The following is a 12,843-nucleotide window of genomic DNA, read 5'->3' on the forward strand; positions in this document are numbered from 1 at the left end:
CGTTAAGGGATTACTTGCTTCGTCATCCCGGCGGACGCCGGAATGACGAGTGGGACTAGATTCGGTAGAAAGCCACCGCCACCGCAGCGGTCAGCAGCGCGACCACCAGCAGCACCGGAACGCGCTTCGCCCGGCGCGCCGCGGCGGCGGTTTCGTAGGCATGCATGTCGAACCAGAAGCGGCCCTGCCCCACGCCGCGGATCGATCCGTCGGCGATCATCGCGGCGAAGGCCTTCGCCTCGCGTGCATCGGTGGGGGTGAAGGGCATGGCGTCGTCGGCGATCACCGCGTGCGCCGCGACGAAGCGCGGGGCGATCGTGCCGTGGACCAGATAGCGGTCGCGCACCGTGCCGCGCGGGCCGGATGTCGCGATCCGGGTCAGCCGGTCGCTCACCGCCGCTTGCCGTTGTGGCGGATGTTGCCGGGCCGACCGCGGCGCGCGACGACGCGGTCCTTGCGGCCGCCCTTGATGCCCTTGCCGAGATGCCGCGGCCCCGGCGCGGCGCCCTTGCCGCCGGGCAGTTCGAAGCGCAGCGCGCCCGACACCGGGTTTGCCTCCGCGAGCCGCAATTCCAGCCGTTGCCCCAGCGCATATTCCTCGCCGCTGTCCTCGCCGGTCAGCGTGCGCGCCGCCTCGTCAAAGCGGAAATATTCGCCGCCCAGGTCGCGGACCGACATCAGGCCGTCGCCGCCGATCCCTTCGACGGTGGCGAAGAAGCCGTAATTCTGCACGCCGGTGATCCGCGCCGACACCGTCTCGCCGACGCGTTCGGCGAGGAAGGCGGCGACGTACCGGTCGATCGTGTCGCGCTCCGCCTCCATCGCGCGTCGTTCGAGCGCGCTGATCGTCGTGCCGATCTGCTCCATCGCCTCGGCATCCGCCTTGGTGAGCCCGCCCTCGCCCAGACCATAGGCCGCGACCAATGCGCGGTGGACGACGAGGTCGGCATAGCGCCGGATCGGCGAGGTGAAGTGCGCGTAGCTACCCAGTGAAAGGCCGAAATGCCCCTGGTTGGCGGGCGCGTAATAGGCCTGGGTCTGCGTGCGCAGCACCTGCTCCATCACCTGCGGGCGGAAGTCGGCATCACCGATCCGGTCGAGGATATGGTTGAACGTCGCCGGGCGGATCACCTGGCCGAGCGCGAAGGGCACGTCGAACGTCTCGAGATAGTCCTTCAGCGCGACGAGCTTTTCGCGGCTGGGCGGTTCGTGGACGCGATACATCACCGGCGCCTTCTTCGCTTCCAGCGCCTTGGCGGCGGCGACGTTGGCGGCGATCATATAATCCTCGATCAACCGGTGCGCATCGAGCCGCTCGCGTGGGGCGACCGACATGATCCGGCCCTGCTCGTCGAGCACGACGCGGCGTTCGGGCAGGTCGAGGTCGAGCGGCTCACGCGCATCGCGCGCCTTCGCCAGCGCGCGCCAGCAGGCCCAGAGCGGACGCAGCACGTCGATCATCGCACCGGCATCGGCGTCGATCGTCGCCTGTGCCTCTTCATAAGCGAGGTTCGCCGCGGTGCGGACGCGGGCGCGGGCGAAGCGCCAGCTTTCAAGCTTGCCCGATTTCGAGATGTGGAGATGGCAGACCAGGGCGGCGCGGTCCTCGCCTTCCTTCAGTGAGCACACCTCCGCCGACAGGATTTCGGGCAGCATCGGCACGACGCGATCGGGGAAATAGACCGAATTGCCGCGCCGCCGCGCCTCGCGGTCCAGCTCCGATCCGGGGCGGACGTAAAAGCTGACGTCGGCGATCGCGACGACCGCCTGCCAGCCGCCATCCTCATGCGGCGCGGCCCAGACGGCGTCGTCATGATCGCGCGCGTCGACCGGGTCGATCGCCACGATCGGCAGGTGCGTGAGGTCTTCGCGGTCTTCGCCGAGCGACAAGGCGGACACGCGCTTCGCCTCGTCCAGCGTATCGCCGGTGAACACGTCCGGAATGCCGAGCTTGTGGATCGCGATCAGCGAGAAGCTGCGCGGTGCGAACGGATCGCCGAGGCGCTGGACGACACGAACGGTGATGCGCGGCGGTCGCCCTCCCATTTCCGCCATGACCAGATCGCCCGCCGCCGCGCCGCCGGTGTCGGAGACGGGAAATTCGCGCCGCTCCTTCTTTTCCACGCCGGTCAGCCAGAAGCGCTCGCCCTCTTGCCGCAGCACGCCGAGGATTTGCTCCGAGGCCCTGGCGAGCACCTTCATCGGATGCGCAATCCAGCCGTTGCCCGCCTCTTCGGTGCGCGCGAGGATGCGTTCGCCGATGCCGAGCGCGCCACGCTTGCGTTCGCGGACGCGCAGCCGCGGCACGGGGCCGTCCGCCTCCCAGCGATCGGGCACCGCCCAGACGTTGCCGCCATCGTCCACGTCGGCGATGCGCAGCACCGTTACCTTGGGCAGGCCGCCCATCTTGTGAAAGGCGCGGCCGGGGGCGCTGTCGATCAGGCCTTCGTCGGCCATGTCCTTCAGCATCGCCTTCAGCGCGATCTTTTCCTGCGCGGTCAGGCCGAACGCCTTGGCGATCTCGCGTTTGCCGGCGGGAACCTCCGATTGCGTGATGAAGTCGAGGATCTGCGCCTGCGTCGGCAGGCCGGGTCTGGGTTTCTTTGCCACTTAGTGGAGATAGGGCGCGCGGGCGGGTTCGTCACCGCATGTTTGTTCACGCGAAGGCGCAAAGACGCGAAGAGGTTGCGGATGAGCGAGGTCGCCCTGCCTCATCGCGGCTTCGCGTCTTTGCGCGAACCGACTAAAGGCCTACCCATGTCTGTCACCGTCGCTGCATTGTATCACTTCACCCGTTTCGCCGATCCCGCCGCGCTACAGGGGCCGTTGCTGGCCTTGTGCGAGGCGCAGGGCGTGCGCGGCACGCTGTTGCTGGCGGAGGAAGGGATTAACGGGACGATCGCCGGGCCGGCCGAGGGCGTCGACGCAGTGCTCGCGCATATCCGCGCCCTGCCGGGATGCGCGGGGCTGGAGGTGAAGTTTTCCGCGGCGGACACGATGCCCTTCCACCGTACCAAGGTGCGGCTGAAGCGCGAGATCGTGACGATGGGCGAGCCGCTGGTCGACCCGACCGATCCCGGCACCTATGTCGATCCCGCCGACTGGAATGCGCTGATCGCCGATCCGGGCACGGTGCTGATCGACACGCGCAACGATTACGAGGTGGCGGTCGGCACGTTCGACGGCGCGATCGATCCCGAAACGCGATCGTTCCGCGAATTTCCGGGCTGGTTTCGGGCGCATCGCGACGAATTGCTCGCCGGCACGAAGCGGGTCGCGATGTTCTGCACCGGGGGCATCCGCTGCGAAAAGGCGACGGCGTTCCTGAAGGCCGAGGGCGTGCCGGACGTGTTCCACCTGAAGGGCGGCATCCTGAAATATCTGGAAGAGGTGCCCGCCGAGCAGAGCGCGTGGCGGGGCGAATGTTTCGTGTTCGACGAACGGGTGGCGGTGGGGCACGGCCTGGCGCCGGGCAGCCACGGCTTGTGCCGGGCGTGCCGGATGCCGGTGTCAGAGGCGGATCGCGCGTCGCCGCTGTACGAGGAGGGCGTGAGCTGCCCGCGCTGCCACGACACGCGCGATGCGGCGGACCGGGCGCGCTATGCGGAGCGGCACCGGCAGGCGCAGCTGGCGGAGGCGCGCGGCGAGGCGCATGTCGGGCGACGGTTCGGGGAGTGAGCGCGTCGCGCACCCACCCTCACCCTATCGACGGCTTCGCCGTCTCTTCCCTCTCCCAGCGGGAGAGGGAGGGAGACGCGTAGCGCCGGAAGGGTGAGGGTCGAAGGAAGCGCGGCGCCTGTCGGATGAACCAACCCCCGGCATCGTCGTTATGCTGCCGTAACAGGAGGCTCGACGGATGCTGTTCACCACCACCACGCAATTCGCCGCCCTGGCGCTATGCCTGATCGCAGGCTGGTTCTTCGGATTGGCGAGCAGCAGCGGCGGCAAGAAGTGGAAGGCGCGGTACGCCGCGGAGCGCGAGGCGCATGGCACCTATCGCAAGCAGGGCGACACCAGCCTGGCTGCCGCGAATGCGCGCGTCGCCGAACTGGAGCGGGAGAATGCGCGGCTGACCGAAGCGGCGCAGGCCCGGCCGGTCGCGGCGCCGGTCGCCACCACGGCGCCGACGATCGGCGAACGCCTGACCGGCCGCCGTCAGACCGCCGCCCGTCCGGCCTATCCGGCAGGCCAGCGTCCGGGCTGGTTCGACTTCGGTCCGCGGTCGCGGGTGTAAGCGGACAATAAGGCGCTCAGCGGTCGGCGTACCGATCGCCGGGCGCGCCGTTCCCTCAATAGGCCAGGCGCAATCCGGGCCGCGGCCAGCGCATCGTCACCAGCCGGCCGCTGCCCGACAGCGTGACATAGGCGTCGTGCAGATCGTCCCCGCCCCAGCAGATGTTGGTCGTGAACACGTCATCAGTCGCGACGAATTCGACAAGGTCGCCCGTCGGGGACACGACGCTGATCCCGCTTTCGCCGATCGTCGCGACGCAGACGTTCCCGCCGGCCTCGACACCCAGCGAATCGAAGAATTTATACCCCGCCGGTCGATAGACCGGGATGCCGGGCCCGCCTGGGCCGCCGCCGGGCGCGACCTTGCCGGGGGCGATCACGTCGAATGCCATCAGCCGGCACGTGTAGGTCTCTGCCGCGTAGAGGCGGCTGCCGTCGGGTGACAGGCCGATGCCGTTCGGGTTTTCCGACGGGAACACCACCTCTTCCAGGAAACTGCCGTCCGCCTTGGCGTAAAAGATGCCGGTGACGTCGCGCTCCCGGGGGCGCGTCTTGCCGTGATCGGTGAACCAGAAACCGCCATGCGCGTCGAATACGATGTCGTTGGGGCCACGCAGCGAACAGCCGAAATCGCCGTCGGCGTACAGCACGTCGACCGTGCCGCGCAGCGGGTCGATGCGTTCGATGCGCCCGCCGCTATAATCGTCGGCCTGCCCGTGCGGCGCCAGAAAACCGCCCGCTTCATGCCAGTTGAACCCGCCGTTGTTGCAGCAATACAGCTTGCCGTCGGGCCCCATCGCCAGGCCATTGGGTCCGCCGCCCGGTTCTGCGACCACGTCGATCCGGCCCTCCGCATCGATGCGGGTGATCCGCCCCGCCGCGATCTCGACCAGGATGACGCTGCCGTCGGGCATCGCCACCGGTCCTTCGGGAAAGCGCAGGCCCTGCGCCACCGTCCGCCACGTCATCTGCGCGCCTCTCCCACGTCGTCGATGCTGCCGCAGCATCGCCAGGGGCGGTGGCGCTGGCAAGTCCCTTCCTCGACATCGCCGCCGCCGCGGGGCACAGTCGCGCGCATGGAGAGACAGACCCGGACCGGCGGCCGCATCCTCGTCGACCAATTGCTCGCGCAAGGGTGCGAACGCATCTTCACCGTGCCGGGCGAAAGCTTCCTCGCGGTGCTCGATGCGCTGCATGATACGCCGCAGATCGAAACCGTGGTGTGCCGGCAGGAAGGCGGCGCGGCCTTTATGGCGTGCGCCGACGGCACGCTGACGCACCGGCCGGGCATCGCCTTCGTGACGCGCGGGCCGGGCGCGACCAATGCCTCGATCGGCGTGCATGTCGCGCGGCAGGATTCGCAGCCGATGATCCTGTTCATCGGCGACGTCGATCGCGGCACCCGCGATCGCGAGGCGTTCCAGGAGGTCGATTTCGCCGCGATGTTCGGGCCCCTCGCCAAATGGGCGGCGCGGATCGACGATGCGGCCCGTATCCCGGAATATGTCGCGCGCGCCTATGCGGTGGCGATGAACGGGCGGCCGGGGCCGGTGGTGCTCGCGCTGCCCGAGGACATGCTGCTCGATGCAGTCGAGGCGGTCGACCGGCCGCGCGTCGAGCGCGCGGCGCAGGGGTGCGACGAGGGCGCGATGGCGCAGCTTGCCGATCTGCTCGCCACCGCCGAACGCCCCGTCGCGATCGTCGGCGGGGCGGGATGGGATGGGATCGCGGCGCAGGATTTCGCCGCCTGGGCGGATCGCACCGGCGTGCCCGTCGCCGCCGCCTTTCGCCGGCAGGATGCCATCCCCAACGCCTGCCCCGCTTATGCCGGGAACCTGGGCTATGGCCCGAACCCGAAGCTCGTCGCGCGGATCAAGGCCGCCGACCTGCTGCTGGTCGTGGGCCCGCGACTGGGTGAGGCGACGACCGATGGCTATGCACTGATCACCCCGGAGCATCCCGGGCAGCGGCTGATCCACGTCCACCCGGACGCAGACGAACTGGGCATGACGTACCGCACCGACCTCGCGATCTGCGCGGGCATGGCGGAGTTTGCGGAAGGCTTGAACGCGATCGACGGACCGCCGAACGCCGGTGGCGCCGCTGCGCACGCCGATTGGCAGGCGTGGTCGACGCCCGCGGCACGCGACGGCGTAGCAATGGACCTGGGGCCCTGCGTCGCGGCGATGCGTGAGGCGCTGCCCGCGGATGCGATCATCTGCAACGGCGCGGGCAATTACAGCGGCTGGTGGCACCGCTATTGGCCCTATGCCGCGCCGGGCACGCAACTGGCGCCGACGGCGGGGGCGATGGGCTATGGCCTGCCCGCCGCCGTTGCCGCGGCGCTGCGCCATCCGGGGCGGCAGGTGGTGGCGCTCGCCGGCGACGGCTGTTTCCTGATGAACGGGCAGGAACTGGCGACCGCGGTGCAATATGACGCGCAGCTGCTGGTGCTGGTGATCGACAATGGCGGATACGGCACGATCCGCATGCATCAGGAGCGCGAATTTCCGGGTCGCGTGTCGGGCACGGCGCTGGCCAATCCCGATTTCGCAGCGCTCGGCCGGGCCTATGGCTGTTGGGCGGAGACGGTGACGCGGACCGAGGATTTCGCGCCGGCCCTCGCGCGCGCGCAGGCGCAACGCGGAGTGCGCCTGTTGCATATCCGCACCGATATCGAGGTCATCACCGCCGGCACCACGCTGAGCGCGGTGGCGCGGCGGGGGTGACGCCGCGCCGCGTTACGCCAGCTCGATGATCGCATCGACCTCGACCGCCGCGCCCAGCGGCAGGACGGGGACGCCGACGGCGCTGCGGGCGTGCTTGCCGGCGTCGCCGAACAGCGCAACCATCAGTTCGGAGGCGCCGTTCGCGACCTTGGGCTGATCGGTGAAGTCGCCGTGGCTGTTGACGAACACGCCCAGCTTCACGACGCGCTTGATGCGCGACAGGTCGCCGCCGAGGTGCTTCTTGACCTGCGCGACGATCATCAGGCCGCACAGACGCGCGGCCTCCTGCCCCTGTTCCAGCGACACGCCGTCGCCCAGACGGCCGGTGACGAGCTGGCCGTCCTTGAAGGGCAGCTGGCCGGACAGATGGAGCATGCCGCCCGCCTCGACCACCGGCACATAGGCCGCGACCGGCGCCGCCGCTTCGGGCAGGGTGAGGCCGAGTTCCTCGAGCTTGCGATCGACGTGCGTGGTCATGGCAGTATCCTTCGATGATGCGTTGCCCGCGCGTCTAGCCGATGGCGCAGCGGGCGGTAAACCGTCAGGCGGCGGGTTGCCCCGCGGCGAAGCGGGCGGCGATCCAGTCCGCCGCCTCGCGCCAGTCGTCGATGCGCGCATGCGCGTGCGGCGCGGGGGCGACGCTGGGCGCGAGGCTGGGTTCGGAGACCATGTGCAGCCGGTGGACCTGCGGCGCGTGGCGCGACACCGATTCGTGATGGACGGCCAGATCGTCGACGAACACCGTCACCGGATTGCCATGCTCCTCGACGAGGCGCGATACGGGATCGCCCTTGCCGCCCTGGTTGCATTCGACGCGGTGATGGATGCCGAAGGCGGCGAGCTGGTCGATCCGCGCGGTGCGGCAGCTGTCGAGCAGATTGGTGAGGACGACGATGTCCGCCACCTCGCTCAATCGCGCCAGCGCCTCGGCGGCGTGGGGGACCAGGGTCTGGCGGTGCATTTCGGACGGGAAGAAGCCGCCGAGCATCGACCACATCTCCGCCTGCGTCGGCGTTTCGCCCGTCGAGCGGCGGCGCATCGAATTGGCGAAATCGGCGCCATCGGGCGTGAAGTCGATATCGTGCGTTTCGCGCACCCATGTGCCGAAATGCTTGACCATATGCAGCAGCACTTCGTCGCAATCGGTGATCAGCAAGAATCGGGGTGTCTGGGTCATCAGCGAGCCTCCAGCATCTGGTGTGCGGCGACCAGCGCCGACGGGGTGACGCCCAGCGCATCGGCGCAGGCGATGAGATCAGGTTCGTACGCCTCGAGATAGGCCAGTACTGCGGCGAGCACGGCGGGTTCGCCGGCACGGGCGCGTAGATCGTCGGGATAGAGGCCGGTCGTCGCGATCAGGCGATCGGCACGCGCCTGTTCGCCGAGCGTCCAGGCCAGCGCCTGAAGCCCGAGCAATTCCGCATCGGGGGTGTTTGTATCGCGACCGCGCATTGCCTATCGTCCGGTGACGGGAAAGGATCGGTGACCCACGTGGCGAAACGGGTGCTCGTTGTCGAGGACAACGAACTCAATCTGAAGCTGTTCTGCGACCTGCTGCGGGCGCACGAGTTCGTCGCCGAACCGGTGCGCGACGGACGAGAGGCCGTGGCCCGCGCACGCGAGGTGATGCCCGACCTGATCATCATGGATATCCAGATGCCGCATGTGACGGGATATGAGCTGATTCTGGAGCTGATGGCGGACGAACAGCTGCGCGATATTCCGGTGATGGCGGTCACCGCCTATGCGGGACGTGACGACGAGGAGCGGATCCGGGCGGCCGGCGCCCGATCCTATGTGTCGAAGCCGATCAGTCTCGCGCGATTCATGGATGCGGTGAACGCGCTGGTCTGACCTGCGAGGCGCGACACGAAAAAGGCACCCTGCCGCGGCGATCGGGCCGCGACAGGGTGCCGCGCGCTCTCAGCGCCCTTACCCCCCGAAAAGGGCGCGGGAGCTGCGAGCTATCGGTAAAAACGATGATTCCTCAACGCGGTTCCCGGCGTCATCCCGCCAGCATCATCCACACGGCCATCGCGACCATCATCAGGTTTTCGGTCAGCGACACGAAGCCCAGCGGCACTTTGCTGTCGCCGCCGACGCAGGCGCATATGAGTTCGCGCCGATCGACATACACCGCCTTGTAAACCGACACCGCGCCCACACCGCCGATGACGAGCGCGACGGGCACCGACAGCCATGTCGCGACACCCGCGATCATCAACACGCCCGCCAGCCCCTCCAGATACGGGTAGAGCGTGGCATAGGGCACCCAGCGTTGCGCGAGCAGGTCATAGCCCAGGAACATCGTCGCGAATCGATCGACGTTCTGGAGCTTCAGGATCGCCAGCACGACCATGCTGAAGGCGATGAACCATTCGCCCGCGCGGACCGTGACCGGCGTGCCGAAGGCGGCGAGACTGGCGGCCATCGCCATCAGCGCGGTCATCGCAAATACGGCCAAGACCGGCCGATAGCTGACCGCCTTGGGGTCCGGCACCGACAGTCCGAAATAGCGGCGGAGGTCGTCGTAGCCGCCGATCCGCACGCCATCGATGAACGTCTGCGGCGTGGTCTTCACGTCGTGCGCGGCCTTGAACGCATCGGTTTCGGCACGGGTCGTCAGGTGCCGATCGTCGACCGCATAGCCTTTGCGACGCAGCAGATCGCGTGCCTTCAGGCCATAGGGACAGATGTGGGTCGGCATGACCATGCGGTAGAGGACGGCGCGCTTCGACATGACCGACATGTGGGGACACGGCCGTCATGCCGCCAGCACCCCGCATAAACCAAGGGCGGCCCCCTCGATTCGAGAGGACCGCCCTTAGCCCGTAGTGACGCGATACAGGGCGGCCGGATCGTCCGGCCACCACGGTCCGCTATGCCGACCGAACATGAACGCAATGTGGCCGAACCTAGCCCCCACCATGGCTTCGTCACAAAAACGCATAGGTTGCCCGCACGTCGCTTTCCGTCCGCAGGCACGCACGCGAAGAGCCGCCGATGCGCGGGGCACCGGCGGCTCTTCGCGATTCGATTCGGCAAGCAACGCGGGGCAGCGGCGCCCCGGCAGCAGCTTACTTGATCTTGGCTTCCTTGAACTCGACGTGCTTGCGCACGACGGGGTCGTACTTGCTGAAGCTCAGCTTCTCGGTCTTGGTGCGCGGATTCTTCTTCGTGACGTAGAAGAAGCCGGTGTCGGCAGTGCTGACGAGCTTGATCTTGACGGTAGTCGGCTTGGCCATGAGCCCTAATCCTGAAAACAAGGAGAGCGGCAGCACCAACGCCGCCGCTCGATCAGTCGCGGCGCATGGGCCAGACGGCGACGAAAGTCAACCGCGGATGCCCCCACCCCCATCGTTAACCACCACGTTACCGGTGCGGGCGCATGAATGCCATATGACATGACGGGAGCGGGACATGGGGCATCAGGGGCATATCAACGACATGGCGCTGGAGGCGGTGCGCGCCGACCTGGCGGCGCGAATCGCCGCGATCGACGTGAAGGCGCCCTATACCTGCGCACGCGACCTGAAGCCTGATATCAACCAGATCCGCCTGATCGCACATCGTCATGGCCTGAACCCCGCGGTGACGGTCGCGCATTTCGTCGATTCGGCCTTGTCGCGCGGCGAACATGGTGCCCTGGTGCATGGCTGGCTGTCGATGCTGGGCGACGCGGTCGCCTGCGACCGGCAGGATGTGCGGGCGTGCGACACCTTTGCGGCGGCCTGTTCGGTGCGCCTCGCAAGCTGAACACCGACGACGGGACGGGACGGCATGGATGCATTGATGGCGGCGCTGGTCGCCGCCGCGCTGGCACAGGTGGGCGACCGCCCCGCCTGGCTCGCCGCGATCCTGGCCGATCGCTACCGCGCGCCGGGCCTCGTCGTCGCAATGGCGGCCATCGCGCTTGCCGTGGCCGCGGGATTGGCGGGCGCCGCGGGGGGCCTGATCGCCCCGCAGCTGACGCCCGAGGCGAAGCAGCTGTTCCTGGCGCTGGCGCTGGTGCTGCAGGGCGGTGGCGCGCTGTTTCCCGCCAAGGCCCCCGACCGGCTCGAACGCTGGCGGCTCGGCGCTGCGGCGACCAGCCTGCTCGGGCTGTTCATCCTCGCCTTCGGCGACGGCGTGCAGTTCATCGTCCTGACCCTGAGCGCTCGGGCGGAGCTGGTGTGGCTCGCGCCGCTGGGTGCGACGCTGGGATCGCTTGCCGTGATCGCGCCCGCGGCGCTGCTTGGCGAAGCGGGATGGCGCGCGCTGCCGCTGCGGTCGCTGCGGATCGGGATCGGCATCCTGTTCCTGATCGTCGGGCTCTGGCTTGGCGTGGGGGCCCTTCGTCTGATCTAGCCGCCCGATCAATCTGACCATGATTCCTGATGCAAAATCCCGGTCCGACCGGGAGCGTTTGCGCTATCGGATCGTTTCCGCAACGAACCCATTTCTGTCAGGAGCTTCCCCATGGCCGACGTCAATCCGGCGCTCAACACGCCCACCGATCTGTCGAACACGCGCTCGGTCGCCGACGCGCTGAATGCCTCGCTCGCCGATTGCTATGCGCTGTATCTGAAGACCAAGAACTTCCACTGGCACGTCAGCGGCCCGCATTTCCGCGACTATCACCTGCTGCTCGATGATCAGGCCGCGCAGATCCTGGGCGTGACCGACGCGATCGCCGAACGCGTGCGCAAGACCGGCAACGTGACGCTGCGCTCGATCGGCGACATCAGCCGCCGCCAGACGATCGCCGACAATGACAAGGATTTCGTCGAAGCCGGCGCGATGCTGGCCGAACTGCGCGAGGACAATCTGAAGCTGGTCGAAAGCTTCCGCGCGGTGAAGGACGCGGCCGAAGCGGCCAAGGACAATGCGACCAGCGGCATCGTCGACGACTGGACCGACCAGGCCGAAGAGCGCGCCTGGTTCCTGTTCGAAGCCAGCCGCAAGGGCTGAGCCCGGCTTTTCCGTCGCCCCGGACCCGATCCGGGGTGACGGTACATCCCTGTGCCCGGCCGTCAGCGGGAGGGGATCGGCCCGACGCGCACCAGCCACAGGTCGGGCGGTGCGCCGAAGCGGATCGGCAGATTGCTCGTGCCCAGCCCTGCCGTCACCACCGTCAGCCGATGCGGATCGCGCACGATGCCGCAGCGATAGCGCGGATTGGTCACCTCGACCGGCGCGCCGATCAGCGGCAGCACGACCTGTCCGCAATGCGTGTGGCCGGCGAGCAGCAGCGTCGTGCGCCGCGACAGCTTGACCGCGACATCGGGCGAATGCGCGACCATCACGCCGGCGCCGGCCAGTGTCGCCAGCGCCGCTTGGGTCGGGGCGATGCGATCGTGATGTGTCGCCGGATCGTCGAGGCCGCCCAGCGCAAGCGGCCCGAGCCCCTCACCCTGATTGACCAGCACGAGTACGCCGATCCGCCGCAGCATCGCCGCGATCGGTGCGGGATCGGTCCAGTGATCGTGATTGCCGAGTACCGCGACGACCCCCAGCGGGGCCTTCAACTGCGACAGCGGGCGTGCCAGCAACGGGATCGCCCGCTCCGCCTCGCCGGCGCCGCGCCCCTCGATGAAATCACCGGCCAGCACGACCAGATCGGGGTGGAGCGCATTAACCTGCCCGACGATGCGGGCCAGCCGCCCCTCGTCCATCGCCATGCTTTCCATGTGGATATCGCTCATCAGCGCGATGGTGATCGGCGGTTTGCCGGCCGGCCAGTCGGGCAGCGCCATCGTCACCCGGCGAACGACCGGATCGGCGCGGGCGTTGCGATAGCCGATGAGGAAGACGGCGCCGGCGATAAAGGCGACGATCAGCGCGGCACTGAGAAGCGGACGTTTCACGATGCGGGTCCTAGCGGGAGCGCTTCGACGGCGCC

16 protein-coding genes are annotated in these 12,843 nt (G+C 68.4%); 7 read left to right on the forward strand and 9 right to left on the reverse strand.

Features of this window, described 5'->3' with window-relative positions; genetic code table 11:
* Positions 1–55 precede the first annotated feature (55 nt).
* Positions 56–394, reverse strand: coding sequence for a hypothetical protein (locus SPHME3_RS0102235; protein WP_017977480.1), 339 nt, complete (start codon positions 392–394; stop codon positions 56–58).
* The gene (gene rnr / locus SPHME3_RS0102240) at positions 391–2,610 is read right to left on the reverse strand and encodes a ribonuclease R (protein ID WP_017977479.1); all 2,220 of its coding nucleotides are present in this window, start codon (positions 2,608–2,610) and stop codon (positions 391–393) included. Before rnr ends, SPHME3_RS0102235 begins: the two co-directional genes overlap by 4 nt.
* 147 nt (positions 2,611–2,757) lie before the next feature.
* Here rnr and trhO point away from each other — a divergent pair, with 147 nt between their 5' ends.
* Entirely contained in the window at positions 2,758–3,678 is a 921-nt protein-coding gene (gene trhO / locus SPHME3_RS0102245) for an oxygen-dependent tRNA uridine(34) hydroxylase TrhO (protein WP_017977478.1), read from the forward strand.
* 178 nt (positions 3,679–3,856) lie between these two features.
* Positions 3,857–4,234: a hypothetical protein gene (locus SPHME3_RS0102250; RefSeq protein WP_017977477.1), complete on the forward strand. Its 378-nt coding sequence runs from the start codon at positions 3,857–3,859 to the stop codon at positions 4,232–4,234.
* A gap of 55 nt (positions 4,235–4,289) precedes the next feature.
* Here SPHME3_RS0102250 and SPHME3_RS0102255 read toward each other — a convergent pair whose 3' ends face one another.
* Positions 4,290–5,201: an SMP-30/gluconolactonase/LRE family protein gene (locus tag SPHME3_RS0102255; RefSeq protein ID WP_017977476.1), complete on the reverse strand. Its 912-nt coding sequence runs from the start codon at positions 5,199–5,201 to the stop codon at positions 4,290–4,292.
* 108 nt (positions 5,202–5,309) lie between these two features.
* On the opposite strand from SPHME3_RS0102255, the gene SPHME3_RS0102260 reads away from it, so the two are divergent.
* Positions 5,310–6,962, forward strand: a complete 1,653-nt coding sequence (locus tag SPHME3_RS0102260) for a thiamine pyrophosphate-binding protein (protein WP_017977475.1) — start codon at positions 5,310–5,312, stop codon at positions 6,960–6,962.
* A gap of 12 nt (positions 6,963–6,974) precedes the next feature.
* Here SPHME3_RS0102260 and SPHME3_RS0102265 read toward each other — a convergent pair whose 3' ends face one another.
* The 3 genes from SPHME3_RS0102265 to SPHME3_RS0102275 form a co-directional block, all read right to left on the reverse strand.
* Positions 6,975–7,439: a RidA family protein gene (locus SPHME3_RS0102265; RefSeq protein ID WP_017977474.1), complete on the reverse strand. Its 465-nt coding sequence runs from the start codon at positions 7,437–7,439 to the stop codon at positions 6,975–6,977.
* A gap of 64 nt (positions 7,440–7,503) precedes the next feature.
* Positions 7,504–8,139: a hypothetical protein gene (locus tag SPHME3_RS0102270; RefSeq protein ID WP_017977473.1), complete on the reverse strand. Its 636-nt coding sequence runs from the start codon at positions 8,137–8,139 to the stop codon at positions 7,504–7,506.
* The gene (locus tag SPHME3_RS0102275) at positions 8,139–8,414 is read right to left on the reverse strand and encodes a DUF3572 domain-containing protein (protein WP_017977472.1); all 276 of its coding nucleotides are present in this window, start codon (positions 8,412–8,414) and stop codon (positions 8,139–8,141) included. Before SPHME3_RS0102275 ends, SPHME3_RS0102270 begins: the two co-directional genes overlap by 1 nt.
* Before the next feature lie 39 nt (positions 8,415–8,453).
* On the opposite strand from SPHME3_RS0102275, the gene SPHME3_RS0102280 reads away from it, so the two are divergent.
* Positions 8,454–8,816: a response regulator gene (locus tag SPHME3_RS0102280; RefSeq protein ID WP_018250532.1), complete on the forward strand. Its 363-nt coding sequence runs from the start codon at positions 8,454–8,456 to the stop codon at positions 8,814–8,816.
* Positions 8,817–8,967: 151 nt separating this feature from the next.
* Here the strand turns inward: SPHME3_RS0102280 and SPHME3_RS0102285 are convergent, their stop codons facing one another.
* Positions 8,968–9,711, reverse strand: coding sequence for a MauE/DoxX family redox-associated membrane protein (locus SPHME3_RS0102285; protein ID WP_017977470.1), 744 nt, complete (start codon positions 9,709–9,711; stop codon positions 8,968–8,970).
* Positions 9,712–10,039: 328 nt separating this feature from the next.
* Positions 10,040–10,207, reverse strand: a complete 168-nt coding sequence (gene rpmG / locus SPHME3_RS0102290) for a 50S ribosomal protein L33 (protein ID WP_017977469.1) — start codon at positions 10,205–10,207, stop codon at positions 10,040–10,042.
* Between the two features lie 175 nt (positions 10,208–10,382).
* Between rpmG and SPHME3_RS0102295 the strand changes: the two genes are divergently transcribed.
* The 3 genes from SPHME3_RS0102295 (at position 10,383) to SPHME3_RS0102305 (ending at position 11,912) form a co-directional block, all read left to right on the forward strand.
* Positions 10,383–10,718, forward strand: coding sequence for a hypothetical protein (locus tag SPHME3_RS0102295; RefSeq protein ID WP_017977468.1), 336 nt, complete (start codon positions 10,383–10,385; stop codon positions 10,716–10,718).
* Positions 10,719–10,742: 24 nt separating this feature from the next.
* Positions 10,743–11,309: a TMEM165/GDT1 family protein gene (locus tag SPHME3_RS0102300; protein ID WP_018250533.1), complete on the forward strand. Its 567-nt coding sequence runs from the start codon at positions 10,743–10,745 to the stop codon at positions 11,307–11,309.
* 111 nt (positions 11,310–11,420) lie between these two features.
* Entirely contained in the window at positions 11,421–11,912 is a 492-nt protein-coding gene (locus SPHME3_RS0102305) for a Dps family protein (RefSeq protein WP_017977466.1), read from the forward strand.
* A 62-nt stretch (positions 11,913–11,974) separates the two neighbouring features.
* Here SPHME3_RS0102305 and SPHME3_RS0102310 read toward each other — a convergent pair whose 3' ends face one another.
* A complete protein-coding gene (locus SPHME3_RS0102310; protein WP_017977465.1) occupies positions 11,975–12,808 on the reverse strand; it encodes a metallophosphoesterase in 834 nt (277 codons plus the stop codon).
* Positions 12,809–12,843: the final 35 nt, after the last annotated feature.

This window comes from Sphingomonas melonis DAPP-PG 224 (assembly GCF_000379045.1).
Taxonomy (GTDB): Bacteria; Pseudomonadota; Alphaproteobacteria; order Sphingomonadales; family Sphingomonadaceae; genus Sphingomonas; species Sphingomonas aquatilis.

Bases quoted from the DNA above. Each gene is read 5' to 3' on its own strand.
- trhO (WP_017977478.1), top strand. From the start codon at position 2,758: ATGTCTGTCACCGTCGCTGCATTGTATCACTTCACCCGTTTCGCCGAT.
- SPHME3_RS0102250 (WP_017977477.1), top strand. From the start codon at position 3,857: ATGCTGTTCACCACCACCACGCAATTCGCCGCCCTGGCGCTATGCCTG.
- SPHME3_RS0102255 (WP_017977476.1), bottom strand. From the start codon at position 5,201: ATGACGTGGCGGACGGTGGCGCAGGGCCTGCGCTTTCCCGAAGGACCG.
- SPHME3_RS0102260 (WP_017977475.1), top strand. From the start codon at position 5,310: ATGGAGAGACAGACCCGGACCGGCGGCCGCATCCTCGTCGACCAATTG.
- SPHME3_RS0102265 (WP_017977474.1), bottom strand. From the start codon at position 7,439: ATGACCACGCACGTCGATCGCAAGCTCGAGGAACTCGGCCTCACCCTG.
- SPHME3_RS0102270 (WP_017977473.1), bottom strand. From the start codon at position 8,139: ATGACCCAGACACCCCGATTCTTGCTGATCACCGATTGCGACGAAGTG.
- SPHME3_RS0102275 (WP_017977472.1), bottom strand. From the start codon at position 8,414: ATGCGCGGTCGCGATACAAACACCCCCGATGCGGAATTGCTCGGGCTT.
- SPHME3_RS0102285 (WP_017977470.1), bottom strand. From the start codon at position 9,711: ATGTCGGTCATGTCGAAGCGCGCCGTCCTCTACCGCATGGTCATGCCG.
- rpmG (WP_017977469.1), bottom strand. From the start codon at position 10,207: ATGGCCAAGCCGACTACCGTCAAGATCAAGCTCGTCAGCACTGCCGAC.
- SPHME3_RS0102295 (WP_017977468.1), top strand. From the start codon at position 10,383: ATGGGGCATCAGGGGCATATCAACGACATGGCGCTGGAGGCGGTGCGC.
- SPHME3_RS0102300 (WP_018250533.1), top strand. From the start codon at position 10,743: ATGGATGCATTGATGGCGGCGCTGGTCGCCGCCGCGCTGGCACAGGTG.
- SPHME3_RS0102305 (WP_017977466.1), top strand. From the start codon at position 11,421: ATGGCCGACGTCAATCCGGCGCTCAACACGCCCACCGATCTGTCGAAC.